Here is a 13,331-nt window from a genome sequence, read left to right as displayed (position 1 = left end):
CAGGTACAGCGCTGCCTTCAGCCTTGTGCAGTACTTGTGGGAGCTGGCTTGCCGGCGAAAGGGCCGCAAAGCGGCCCCGGCGATCTCAACCCCAACGAAGATCCTCGGCAGGCACCGGTCGCCCGAACCAGTAGCCCTGCCCCAGCTGACACAGTTCCTGCAGCAGGAAGCTGGCCTGCTCCGCCTGCTCGATGCCTTCGGCATGCACCTGCATGCCCATGCTACGGGCCAGGGCGATGATCACCCGGACAATCGCGATATCGTCCTCATCCAGCGGCAACCCGGCAACGAAACCCTGGTCGATCTTCAGCTTCTGCACCGGCAAGCGCTTGAGCCGCAGCAATGACGAGTACCCGGTGCCGAAGTCGTCGATAGCCAGCGTCACCCCCAGCTCACGCAGGCGATGCAACTGCTCCAGCGCCACCTCCGGGTCTTCCATCACCGCGCTCTCGGTCACTTCCAGTTCCAGCAGGGCTGGGTCCAGGCCGGTGTCGTGCAGCACTTCGGCGACCTGCTGGTACAACGCGTGCTGGCCAAACAGGCGGCTAGAGATGTTCACCGCCACGAACGCCAACTGCCGGCCTTCGCCCTGCCATTGCACCATCTGCCGACACGCCTGGCGCAACACCCAGGCATCGATCTCGGCAATCAGCCCGGTGCGCTCGGCAATCGGGATGAACTCGCCCGGTGGCACCAGGCCGCGCTGGGGGTGCTGCCAACGCACCAGGGCCTCGACGCCGACCTGGCGGCCGGTCGCCAGGTCGTGCACAGGCTGGTAGAACACTCGCAGCTCGTCCTGCTCCAGGGCCCGGCGCAGCTCGCCGGCGGTTTCGACCCGGTGCTGGGCGTGAGCGGTCAGCTCTTCGGTGTACAACGCATAGCAGGCCCGCCCGTTGCTCTTGGCCTTGTACAACGCCGAATCGGCATTGCGCAGCAACTGCTCGGCACTCAAGGCATCGCTGGGGAACAGGCTGATGCCCACGCTGACGCTGATGAACAGGCGGTGACCGTCGAACAGGAACGGCTCGCGCAGGCGCTCGATGATGCCCTGCGCCAGCTTGCCCGCCTGGCCGACTTCCTGGCAGTTCTCCGCCAGCACGCCAAATTCGTCGCCCCCAAGACGCGCCAGGGTCACGCCGCTGCCGAGCATTTCAGCCAGGCGCTCGCCCACCAGCTTCAGCAACTGGTCGCCAATGGTGTGGCCAAGGCCATCGTTGATGCTCTGAAAGTGGTCCAGATCCAGCAACAACAGGGCACAACCGCGCTTGTTGGCCTGGGCTGCGGCCAGCGCCTGCTCGACCCGGTCGGTGAACAGCAGACGGTTGGGCAGGCCGGTCAGCGGGTCGTGGTGGGCCATGTAGGCCAGTTCCTGTTCCGAATGCTTGATCGCGCTGATGTCGCTGAACACCGCCACGTAATGGCTGAGCTCGCCTTCGTCGTCGCGGATGGCGCAAATGGTCTGCCACTGCGGATAGATTTCGCCGCTCTTGCGCCGGTTCCAGATTTCGCCGCTCCACTCGCCCTTTTCCGCCAGGGTGGCGAAGACCTGCTGGTAGAACGCCAGCCCATGACGGCCCGACTTGAACTTGTTCGGACGCTGCCCGATGACCTCCTCCTGCCGGTAGCCGGTGATGCGCATGAAAGCACGGTTGACGTGCACGATCAGGCCATGGCGATCGGTCACCAGCACGCCTTCGAGGGTGCTGTCGAACACTGCCGCGGCCATGCGCAGGCGTTCCCGGTCTTCGCCACGCATACGCGCACCAACACCGATGAAGTCGAGCAGCCGCACCCGCGACACGTAGATCAGCAAGGCACTGAACAGCACCCAGATAACCACGTTGATCTGCCGGCCCACGGTCACCGCCAGAGGGTCGTCAGTCATGCTGTGCAGCACAACCTCGGCCAGCGTCAGCCAGAGGATCGAGAGCACCACATACAGCGCAGCCATGCGCAAGGCGTCGCGAACGGAAACAGACATGTCGGGTGCAATTGCCCATAGAAAAGGATGGGGCATTATAAAGGCTGAAACATGTCGTGACCTCCTATCTGAACGGTTGACTGGTTTTATTTCCCGGCCAAGGGATAATCGACCCTTCCCCCTGCATTTCGAGGGTATTTACACCTATGTGGTACAACGGCCTGCTCGACTTGTCGGCCTGGCAACTGGTCGGCATCACTTTGTTGATGACCCACGTGACCATTGTCAGCGTCACGGTCTACCTGCACCGCTACTCTGCGCACCGGGCCCTGGAGCTCAACGGCGCGCTCAAGCACTTCTTCCGTTTCTGGCTGTGGCTGACCACGGCGCAGAACACCCGCGAGTGGACCGCCGTCCACCGCAAGCATCACGCCAAGTGCGAAACCCCCGACGACCCGCACAGCCCTGTACACAAGGGCCTGAGTACGGTGCTGCGCAAAGGGGCCGAGCTCTATCGTGAAGAGGCGCGCAACCCCGAAACCCTGCGCATCTACGGCAAGAACTGCCCGGACGACTGGATCGAGCGCAACCTCTATTCGCGCTACAAGCTGGGCGGCATCGCGCTGATGGCGGTGATCGACCTGCTGCTGTTCGGCACCATCGGCATCACCATCTGGGCAGTGCAGATGATGTGGATTCCGTTCTGGGCCGCCGGCGTGGTCAACGGCCTGGGCCACGCGCTCGGCTACCGCAACTTCGAGTGCCGAGATGCCGCCACCAACCTGGTGCCGTGGGGCATCGTCATCGGTGGCGAAGAACTGCACAACAACCACCACACCTACCCCAACTCGGCCAAGCTGTCGGTCAAACGCTGGGAATTCGACATGGGCTGGGCGTGGATCCGCCTGTTCTGCCTGCTGCGCCTGGCCAAGGTGCAGCGCGTGGCGCCGATCGCCCACCGGGTCGAAGGCAAAGGCAACCTGGACATGGATACCGCCATGGCCATTCTGAACAACCGCTTCCAGATCATGGCCCAGTACCGCAAGCTGGTGATCGGCCCGCTGGTCAAGCAGGAACTGGCGCGCGTCGATGCCTCGCTGCGCCACCACTTCCGCCGCGCCAAGCGCCTGTTGTCGCGCGAGACCAGCCTGCTGGAAGACCGCCACCATGTGCGCATCGAGTCGATGCTCGCCCACAGCCAGGCGCTGAAGACCATCTACGAAAAACGCCTGGCGCTGCAGCAGATCTGGGCACGTACCAGCGCCAACGGCCACGACATGCTCGCCGCCATGAAAGACTGGGTACACGACGCGGAAACCAGCGGCATCCACGCCCTGCGGGACTTTGCGGCACAGCTCAAAACCTACTCCCTGCGCCCGACCGGCGCCTGACCGCCGTTGATCGGTACGCCCCCCTGGCGGGGCGTGCCGACCGGAACTTCGCCCGCTCGTTTACACTCATATCTGGCACATCGCCCGCGTGGCGGGCCAGATGCTGGCCGCACGCTTTCACGCCGAGATCTGCTCCGTGCACATGGCCAAGAACATTCCAACGACACTGCCCGGCACCCCACCTCCCGAAGCCGCCCAAACCTTGCTTGCCCTGCTCCACGCCCAGGGCGAGGTTGCCCGCCTGAGCGAACGCGAGCAGCTGTTCAGCTCACTGCTCGACAGTGTCAATGCGGTGCTATGGGCCTTCGACTGGGAAACCCGTCAGGTGCTGTACGTCAGCCCCGCCTACGAGCGCATCTTCGGCCGCCCGGCCAGCCTGGTGCTGGCCGACTACAACGAGTGGCGCGACAGCATCTACCCCGACGACCTGGAGTTCGCCGAGCGCAGCCTGGCCCAGGTGCTGCTGAAGGGCTCGGTGGAAGACCGCGAGTACCGCATTCTCAATGCCGACGGCCAGATCCGCTGGCTGAGCGACAAGTGCTACATCAACCAGCAACGCGATGGCGACCGGGTGATCATCGTCGGCATCGCCGAAGACATCACCGAGAAGAAGCAGCTCGAAGGCGAGTTGCAGCGCCTGGCTACCACCGATGTGCTGACCCAGAGCAGCAACCGCCGGCACTTCTTCGAATGCGCCCAGCAAGCCTTCGAAAGTGCCCGCGAAGACGGTACGCCATTGGCCTTCCTGTTGCTGGACATCGACGATTTCAAGCGCATCAACGACAGCTACGGCCACCAGGAAGGCGACCAGGTGTTGCAGCAGATCGCCGATAGCGGCAAGGCCGTGCTACGGCGTGGTGACTTGTTCGGGCGCATTGGTGGTGAGGAGTTCGCGGCGGTGTTTCCGGGCTGTACTGCCCAGGTGGCGGAGCAGATTGCCGAGCGCTTGCAGCGGCATATCCAGCGGCTGAGCTTCAGCCATGGGGAGCAGACCTACGGGGTGACGGTGAGCCAGGGGGTGACCGGGCTGACTGACGAGGATGCGGCACTGGACAGCCTGTATGCCCGGGCCGATGCGGCGATGTACCAGGCCAAGCGGCAGGGCAAGAACCAGATCGTCCGCGGCTGAGCCTTTGGGGGGCTTTGCCCCTCTATCGCGACACAAGGCCGCTCCTACACGGCAACCGCGTACCCGTGTAGGAGCGGCCTTGTGTCGCGATGGGCCGCAAAGCGGCCCCAAGATCTCAGCCCGAAACTTCATCCTCAGCTAAAGGCGGTTCTTCCTGCTGCGGTTTCACCTCCGGGTTCTCCACCTTGCGCAACCGGCTCAGCTCCGGCAGGCCGAGCTTGAGCAGGCGCGCTGTCTTGCTGCTGGCCACCTTCTCCAGCCCCTGCCCAGCCGGCAGCCGCGACAACTGCCCGGCCAGGTTCATGGCCAGGATCTCCCGCGAATACACCCCGCCACCCAGCTGGTAGATCGCCGCGATCAACTCGCGCAACCCCAACGGCAACCGCCAGCGCGTACGCAACGCCGAACCGAACGCCGCACCGAACTCATTGAGCGAAAGCTGCACCCGGTCCTCGTCCAGCTCGCCCCCGGCCAGCCGCCATTCCTGCAGGCAGCGCAGCACCGCCAGGTCGCCCAGGCAATGCAGCAATCCGGCGCAATAACAACGCCCTTCGTCCAGCTCGAGCATGCGTGCCAAGGTGCGGCCATATTCGGCAGCGTGCAGCGACAACGCCCAGTAATGGGCTGCATGCTCCGCCAGCAGCGGGTCACTGAGGCGCGCACTGCGCTTGAGCGTCATGCCCAGGATAAGGTTCATGCTCTGGGTACTGCCAAGCTTGTTCAAGGCCTGCAGCAACGTCTGCACCGGTGCTTCGCGGTGCAGTGCTGCACTGTTGGCCGCAGCAATCAGCACGGCGGTGATCTGTGGGTCGCCCTGCACTTGCTCTTCAAGTACTCTCAGGTTCAGGCCCTGGGGGTTGAGCGCGCGCTTGATCGCCACCTCCACATCGGCCAGCAGCGGCCCGCCATCGGCGGTAGCGCGACGCTGCTCAAGGTAGGCCGGCAGGCTGGCACCTGCCTGCAAGGCCGGCGCCGGGCAGGCGATTTCTTCGTCAACCGCCAGCAGCAGTTCTTCCAGGCGTTTGCGCAGGGTGTCCAGGTTCAGCGGCTTGCTCAGGTAAGCCGTGGGGTGCAGGGGGAGCACCTCGTGCACGCTGGCGCTGTCAATGCGGTTGCTCATGAGGATGAACGGCAAACTCGGGCCTTTGGCGCGTACCTTGCGCAACAGGTCGAGGCCATCGACACCTGCCAGCTCACGCGCGGCAATGATCAGGTCGGGCTTGCTGGACAGTGCGTTCAAGGCCTGCGAGCCGTCGGCGCAGACCTGCAGGCGGGCGTCACAGCGCACGCTGAGCAGCATTTCGCTGAGCAGGTCACGCACCCAGGGGTCGCCCTCGACAATCAGTACGCTCGGTGGGGAGGGGTCTGCAGCGTTCATCGCCAACTCCTGAATAGCCCTGACACACAGTCCATCGCAGCTTCCTGAGCAAATCCTTCGACAACGATAGCGCTCCATGGCTTTCCTGGGCACAAAAAAAACCCGCCGAAGCGGGTTTTTTCTGAAGCGCATTACATCAGGCGATTTCAGCGAAGCACTCTTCGATGATAGCCAGGCCTTTGTCCAGCAGCGCGTCTTCGGCGGTCAGCGGAACCAGGATACGCAGGACGTTGCCGTAGGTACCGCAGGACAGCAGGATCAGGCCCTTCTCGCGGGCCTTGGCGACAACCTGGCCAACGGCAGCAGCGTTCGGGGTGTGAGTGCCTTTCTCGAAGACTTCGACAGCGATCATCGAGCCCAGACCACGGACGTCGCCGATGATCGGGTACTTCTTCTGGATTTCGCGCAGGCCAGTGGTCAGGCGCTCACCCACAGCTTTGCTGCGGTCCAGCAGTTTCTCTTCTTCGAACACTTCGATCACGGCCAGGGCCGCGGCGCAAGCGATCGGCGAGCCGGCGTAGGTACCGCCCAGGCCGCCAGGAGCGATGGCGTCCATGTACTCGGCCTTGCCGCACACACCAGCCAGCGGGAAGCCGCCAGCGATGGATTTGGCGAAGGTGGTCAGGTCAGGCGCAACGCCCATCTGCTCCATGGCGAAGAAGGTGCCAGTACGGCCAGCGCCGGTCTGTACTTCGTCGGCGATCAGCAGGATGCCGTGCTGGTCGCACAGGGCGCGCAGGCGCTTCATCAGCTCTTTCGGCGCTGGCAGGAAGCCGCCTTCGCCTTGTACCGGCTCGAGGATGATCGCGGCGATGTCGCGCGGCTCGGCGTCGTTCTTGAAGATGCGCTCGACCGAGGCGATGGCGTCGTCAACACTGATGCCGTGCAGTTCGCTCGGGAACAGGGCGCGGAAGATGCCGCCTGGCATCAGGCCCATGCCAGCGGAGTACGGCACAACCTTGCCGGTCAGGCCCAGGGTCATCATGGTACGGCCGTGGTAGCCGCCGGTGAAGGCGATGACGCCAGCGCGGCCAGTGGCGGCACGGGCGATCTTGACGGCGTTTTCAACGGCTTCGGAGCCGGTGGTGACCAGCAGGGTCTTCTTGTCGAAGTCGCCCGGGACCAGCTTGTTGATCTTTTCGCACAGCTCTACATAGGGTTCGTAAGCCAGCACCTGGAAGCAGGTGTGGCTGACCTTGGTCAGCTGCTCTTGCACGGCCGCAACCACTTTCGGGTGCAGGTGGCCGGTGTTCAGTACTGCGATGCCGCCGGCGAAGTCGATCAGTTCGCGGCCTTCAACGTCGATCACGGTCGAGTTCTTCGCGGTATCGACGAAGATCGGGTGGATCTGGCCAACGCCACGTGGGACGGCGGCGACACGACGTTGCATCAAGGATTCGTTGGTCTTGCTCATAATGCCCTCATTGCGCCGGTCTGGAGTGGCGCTTTTATTCGGGGGTGGCTGGGAGTGCTCGCGAACAGTATTCGTTGATCGACTGCCGTGAACGCCCTGGCCACCAGGTACTGCGATGTAAAAAAGGCCAGCGAGACGTCGCTCTCGCGCCCCGCTGGCAGAGGTAAAACCGTTACCGTGCGATCAGACGCTGATGCACAGGTATTTGATCTCGAGGTAGTCCTCGATACCGTACTTGGAGCCTTCGCGGCCCAGGCCCGAAGCCTTGATGCCACCGAACGGCGCCACTTCGTTGGAGATAAGGCCGGTGTTGATACCTACCATGCCGTATTCCAGGGCTTCGGCAACACGGAACACACGGCTCATGTCGCGGGCGTAGAAGTACGAAGCCAGGCCGAACTCGGTGTCGTTGGACATGGCGATGACTTCGGCCTCGTCCTTGAAGCGGAACAGCGGCGCCAGTGGGCCGAAGGTCTCTTCCTTGGCGACGGCAGCGGTCTTCGGCACGTCGACCAGAATGGTCGGCTCGAAGAAGTTGCCTTCGATGATCTTGCCACCGGACAGCACCTTGGCGCCTTTGCCGACGGCGTCTTCGATGTGTTCCTGGACCTTGGCGACAGCCTTGCCGTCGATCAGCGGGCCAGTGGTGGTGCCTTCTTCCAGGCCGTTACCGATCTTCAGCTTGGCAACAGCAGCGGCCAGCTTCTGGGCGAACGCGTCGTAGACGCCATCCTGCACGTAGATACGGTTGGCGCAGACGCAGGTCTGGCCGTTGTTGCGATACTTGGAGATGATCGCGCCCTCGACCGCCTTGTCCAGGTCGGCGTCGTCGAACACGATGAACGGGGCATTGCCACCCAGCTCCAGGGAAACCTTCTTGATGTCCTTGGCGCACTCTTCCATCAGCTGGCGACCGATTTCGGTCGAGCCGGTGAAGGACAGCTTGCGGACCAGGGAGTTGCCGGTCAGTTCGCCGCCGACTTCGCCAGCGCTGCCGGTAACCACGCTCAGCACGCCAGCCGGGATACCGGCACGGTGGGCCAGCTCGACCAGGGCCAGGGCCGAGTAAGGGGTTTGCGAGGCAGGCTTGAGCACCATGGTGCAGCCAGCGGCCAGGGCCGGGCCGGCTTTACGGGTGATCATGGCGGCCGGGAAGTTCCACGGGGTGATGGCCGCGGTAACGCCGATTGGCTGCTTGATGACGATCAGGCGCTTGTCTGGCTGGTGGCCCGGGATGGTGTCACCGTAGACGCGCTTGGCTTCTTCGGCGAACCACTCGATGAACGAGGCGGCGTAGGCGATTTCGCCCTTGGCTTCGGCCAGCGGCTTGCCTTGTTCGGTGGTCATCAGGCGAGCCAGGTCGTCCTGGTTCTCGATCATCAGTTCGAACCAGCGACGCAGCTTGGCCGAACGCTCCTTGGCGGTCAGGGCACGCCAGGCCGGCAGGGTCTTGTCGGCGGCTTCGATGGCGCGGCGGGTTTCCGCGGTGCCCATCTTCGGCACGGTACCGATGACTTCACCAGTGGCCGGGTTGGTGACCTTGATGGTCTGGCCGTTGTCCGCATCCAGCCACTCACCATTGATGTAGGCTTGCTGGCGGAACAACTGAGCGTCTTTGAGCTGCATGTCGGCTTCCCGAATTGTTGATTGTTGAAAAGCGCCCAAGGCAGGGCATCGAGCGTTTGAAATCTCAAACGAATGCTAAGCGGCTGCTGGGGTGTTGGACAATAGGCTGTTCGAAAAAAAGAACGAATGGTTGAACAGCCTGGCGGAAATTTCATGATTTGCATAATGGCAACCGGCCTCTTCGCGGGCACGCCCGCTCCCACAGGTACCCCACCGGTTTCGAATTCGGTGCAGTACCTGTGGGAGCGGGCGTGCCCGCGAAGAGGCCAGTACAGGTTAGACGAACGCGCTGAAGGAAATAGGATGGGAGGACCGACGGCCCTCCCGGAAGGGATGGCTCAGAACGCCTTGGCCAGGTCGATCACCAAGGCCCGGTAACCGACCGAGCCCGGCTGCCGGCTGTGCACCTTCAGCTCCACCAGCACCTCCTGCGTCCCGCGCCGCACCTCGTTGAGCACGGTGGTGGTCAGTTTCTCCGGGGTCAGGAAGTTCACCGATGCCGAATAGATGAACTGGGTGTCGGTCTCCGGCCGGTAGGCCACCACCGAGGTCACCGGGCTGTACCACTCGTCGCCACGCTCCTTGCCGTATTCCCACACCTGCTCGACAGTGCCCTTGGCCTCGTCGATGCTGGTATTCCACCGCCCGGCTGTAGTTGCCGGTCAGCCTGGTCGGTGCAAAGTCGCGGCCCCAGCCGTTGTCGAACACGGTCAGCGTGCCTTTGCCGGTCAGCCAGGCGGTGTGCTGGGTCCACGACCAGTCGAAGCCTTCGCTCGCCAACGGCGTCAGCACTTTCTCGCGCAGACGCTCAGGCCAGCCTTGGGGCGAGGCGAGAATCCACTTCACCTGCTTGTCACGGCCAATCTTCACCACGCCCTGGTGCCGTGCTGAAACGATGATGCTGTCGTCATCGGCGTCGTAGTCGATGGCATTGACGTGTGCCCAGTTACGCCCGGTGCCTACCCCCGGGGTGTCACCAAAGGGCAGGTCACCCTCAGCCAGTTCGTTGGCCAGCCGCTCATCCTGCTTCTGCACGCCCGGCGGCAACTGGATGGCTGCCTTGCCAAGGGTTTCCAGCAGGTCGCCACGGTACGGGTCGAGGATCTGGTTGAGGTCCCAGAAGTCCAGCACATCACCGGCCTCGTTGACCTCGATGATGTGGTCGCGGATCGAGCGCACGCGCTTGCCGTCGGGGCGGCGATAGTCGCTGGTGCCCACCCGCAGCAGGTAGGTGCCATTCGCCGTCTCGCGGATTTCATGGGAGAAGTCGGCGAATTTGTCGGGCAGGCTGCGCTGCCAGATGCGCCGGCCCAGCAGGTCGTACTTGGAGTAGGTCTGGCCCTGGCCCCAGATCAGCTTGCCGTCGCGGGTCTGTTGGAAGCCCATGGTGCCGCCCAGCCCATCGCGGCGGTTGGCGTCGTGGATCTGCTCGATGTCCAGGTACCAGCGCACGTCACCATTGCTGTCGGCGATCCAGTTGTTGCCCACCTGGTCCCATTCTGCCGCGCCGCCCAGGGCATTCCACTTGAAAGCGCGCCCGCCCGGGATGTCGCCCTGCAGGTGGTTGAACAGGTACAGGCGTTTTTCAAAACCTGGCGCTACCTTGACCGGCTGCACTTCAGGCAACGCGGCGGTCTGCGCGGCCACCACCGGCAGGCGCACGGCCGGGGCGTAGATCTGGTACTGCTCGCGGATGCGCTCGCCGTCGAGCTTGTAGGTGACTTCCACCTGGTTGACATGATCCGGGTACAGGCCGAATACCGGGATACCGCCGTAGGTCCACAACGAACGGTCGGATACTTCGTAGGTGATGTCCACACCGCGCTCGCCCCGCCCCAGCACGCGCACGTGCGCGGCACTCAGGCTGCGCCCACCGTCGCGAATGATCGCGGTCAGCGGCGCCAGGCGATACGGGTTGACCACCACGTCGCCGAGCAGCGCCTCGTCACGTTCGGGAACCTTGGCGGTCAGGCAGGCGCCTTCAGGCAGTGCAGGGGTTTCGGTCTTGGCATTCATGGCATAGCTCCTTGTGCTCAGAAGTCGTAACGGGCGGTGGCGCCGAACGTGCGCGGGGTGCCGAGCACGCCGGCATAGCCACCGTTGGCGGAGTTCCACAGGCTGGTGAAATAGGTCTTGTCACCGGCGTTTTTCACCCACAGCGACAGGTCGACCACACCGTCGCCCTGGTCCAGGCGCACACCGGCGGAAAGGTTGACCAGCGCGTAGCTGGGGATCTGGCCGAAATCGGAGTCGTCGATGGTGCCCACCGCCTTCGAGCGGAAGGCGTAGCTGGCAGTGACATAGGGTTCGATGTGCTCGCTGGCCTGCCACTTGTACTGGGTGTTGAGGTTGGCGATGTACTTGGAGGCGCCGACCACCTGGTGGCCGGACAAATCGCAGGTGGCGGTGGCATTGGCCAGGCTCACCTCCGGAGGGCATGGGGCGTCTTTGTAGTCGGTGTAGCGCACGTCGTTCCACGAGCCGTTGAAGTTGACCGTGAGGCCGCGCAGCGGCAACGCCGTGGCTTCGAACTCCAGACCACGCGAGCGCACGCTACCGGCGTTGGCCAGGTACTGCACGCGGTTGATCTGGTCGTAGACGTTGGCCTGGTAGCCATGCACTTCGGCCCAGAACAGGTTGGTATTGAGTTGCAGGCGGTCGTCGAACAGCGAGCTTTTCAAGCCGACTTCGGCATTGTTGACCCGCTCGGTGCCGACCAGCAGCGAGTCGGTGCCCAGCCGTGGCGCAGCGCCAACGGTAAGGTTGATGCCGCCAGACTTCTCGCCGTGGGTCAGGGTGGCGTAGCCCAGCAGCTGCTCGTTGAAGCGGTAGCTCAGGCCCAGCAGGCCAGAGGGGCTGAAGCTGTACTGGTTGAGGTCGCCTGAATCATAGGCGCCTACGCGTCCCTGGCGCGCTGCTGCGGCGGCCCCGGTTACCGCTGCGCCACCGATTGGTGCATCGCGGGTCACCCAGGCGCTCTTTTCTTCATAGGTACCGCGAATGCCGGCGGTGAAATCCAGCCGGTCGGTGATGTGCCAGGTGCCCTGGGCGAACAGCGCATAGCTGTCCGTGTCGATGTGCCCGTTACCAATGGTGTCGACATTGGCCAGGGCGCCGGCCGGGGTCAGGTTCCAGATGTCCGCCTGTGGCCCGTAGTAAGTGAAGGATTTGTTGTCCAGGTCCTGCTTGAAATAGTACGCGCCCAGCACGTAGTCGAAGGCACCACCGGTGGGCGAAGCCAGGCGGATTTCCTGCGAGTATTGCTTGTCGCGCACCGACACCCCGGCGCTGTAGAAGACCGGTACGTTGAGGCCGTCATCGTTGCGCGGGGTGAAGTCCCACCAGCGGTAGGCGGTGATCGAGGTCAGGGTGAAGTCGTTGGGCAGGGTCCAGTTGGCCTCCACCGAGGTACCGCCCTGGAACACCGTCACTTGCTGGTCGGCGTCGAAGTTGACCTTGCGGTGCTTGCCCGACACTAACGTCGCGCCGGCCTGGGCGGCCAGGCTTTCGTAGCGGTTGACACCATTGATGGTCGGGCCGGTGCTGTACAGGCTGAGGATGCCGTTGTCGGAGTCTTCTTCGTTGTATTCGCCGATCCAGCGCAGGTTGAAGGTTTCGCTCGGTTTGAACAGCAGCTGGGTACGAAAGCCTTGGCGTTTGCCACCGTTGAGGTCGTCGCCGTTGTGGATGTTCTTCACATAGCCGTCGTCTTCGGTGCGGTAGGCGCTGATGCGCCCGGCCAAGGTGTCGCTGATCGGCCCCGAGAAGCTGCCTTGGGTCTGCAGGTAGCCGTCTTCACCAATCGACTGCTGAATGCTGCCCTCACGGTGGAAGGTTGGCTTGCGCGTGGTGATGTTGAGCACACCGGCGGTGGTGTTCTTGCCGAACAGCGTACCTTGCGGGCCGCGCAGCACCTCCAGCTGCTCCACGTCCAGCAGGTCGAACACCGCCATGCCGGGGCGGCCGAGGTAGACGTTATCCAGGTAGATACCGACGCTGCCTTCCAGGCCATCGCTGGCCGGGTTGTTGCCCAGGCCACGGATCGAAATGCTCGACTGGCGTGCATGCACATAGGCCACGTTGGTACTGGGCACCAGCTGCTGCAGGTCCTGCACGCGGTAGATGCGCTGGCTCTCCAGGGTTTCGCTGTCGAGCACACTGATCGGCGTGGGCACGCTTTGCGCGGTTTCTTCGCGGCGGCGGGCATTGACCGTGACGGTACCGAGCTTGGCTTCCTGCTCCACCGCCGGGGTGGTGTTGGCCGGCTCTTCGGCGAAGCTGGCAGAGGACGCCGCCAGCAACACGCCGGCAGCCAAGGGTGGCAAGGTGAAACGCGACGCGCGCGCAGGCCAACGGGAAACTCCGGACATGCAAATGCTCCTTGAGGCATGGGCCCTGGCGAGCATTTCCGTTGGCGGAACCGAATCGCGGTCAGTCGGGCTTATATTCTTTTAAGTGATATAAATAGTTTT

Annotated in this window: 7 protein-coding genes and 1 pseudogene; 2 read left to right on the top strand and 6 right to left on the bottom strand. The window is 63.6% G+C overall.

Features of this window, described 5'->3' with window-relative positions:
- Positions 1 to 85: 85 nt before the first annotated feature.
- Positions 86 to 1,981, bottom strand: coding sequence for an EAL domain-containing protein (locus QIY50_11750; GenBank protein WGV22766.1), 1,896 nt, complete (start codon positions 1,979 to 1,981; stop codon positions 86 to 88).
- A gap of 146 nt (positions 1,982 to 2,127) precedes the next feature.
- Here QIY50_11750 and desA point away from each other — a divergent pair, with 146 nt between their 5' ends.
- Both desA and QIY50_11740 read left to right on the top strand, forming a co-directional pair.
- Positions 2,128 to 3,312, top strand: a complete 1,185-nt coding sequence (gene desA, locus QIY50_11745) for a delta-9 fatty acid desaturase DesA (GenBank protein WGV22765.1) — start codon at positions 2,128 to 2,130, stop codon at positions 3,310 to 3,312.
- Positions 3,313 to 3,412: 100 nt separating this feature from the next.
- On the top strand, positions 3,413 to 4,441 hold the full coding sequence (locus QIY50_11740; GenBank protein WGV22764.1) for a sensor domain-containing diguanylate cyclase: 1,029 nt from the start codon (positions 3,413 to 3,415) through the stop codon (positions 4,439 to 4,441).
- A 115-nt stretch (positions 4,442 to 4,556) separates the two neighbouring features.
- Here the strand turns inward: QIY50_11740 and QIY50_11735 are convergent, their stop codons facing one another.
- From QIY50_11735 to QIY50_11715, 5 genes and pseudogenes are all read right to left on the bottom strand, one after another.
- Entirely contained in the window at positions 4,557 to 5,819 is a 1,263-nt protein-coding gene (locus QIY50_11735) for a response regulator (GenBank protein ID WGV22763.1), read from the bottom strand.
- A gap of 136 nt (positions 5,820 to 5,955) precedes the next feature.
- Positions 5,956 to 7,233 (bottom strand): 4-aminobutyrate--2-oxoglutarate transaminase, encoded by a 1,278-nt coding sequence (gabT, locus tag QIY50_11730; protein WGV22762.1) that lies wholly within the window; start codon positions 7,231 to 7,233, stop codon positions 5,956 to 5,958.
- 183 nt (positions 7,234 to 7,416) lie between these two features.
- Positions 7,417 to 8,859 carry an NADP-dependent succinate-semialdehyde dehydrogenase gene (gene gabD, locus QIY50_11725; GenBank protein ID WGV22761.1) on the bottom strand — a complete coding sequence of 481 codons (1,443 nt, stop codon included), beginning with the start codon at positions 8,857 to 8,859 and terminating at the stop codon, positions 7,417 to 7,419.
- Between the two features lie 338 nt (positions 8,860 to 9,197).
- Positions 9,198 to 10,875: pseudogene (locus tag QIY50_11720) on the bottom strand (aryl-sulfate sulfotransferase).
- A gap of 17 nt (positions 10,876 to 10,892) precedes the next feature.
- The gene (locus tag QIY50_11715; GenBank protein ID WGV22760.1) at positions 10,893 to 13,229 is read right to left on the bottom strand and encodes a TonB-dependent receptor; all 2,337 of its coding nucleotides are present in this window, start codon (positions 13,227 to 13,229) and stop codon (positions 10,893 to 10,895) included.
- Between the last annotated feature and the right edge of the window lie 102 nt (positions 13,230 to 13,331).

Origin of the sequence: Pseudomonas putida (assembly GCA_029953615.1) — a bacterium.
GTDB lineage: Bacteria > Pseudomonadota > Gammaproteobacteria > Pseudomonadales > Pseudomonadaceae > Aquipseudomonas.
This window is presented reverse-complemented; position numbering and strand designations above follow the sequence as displayed.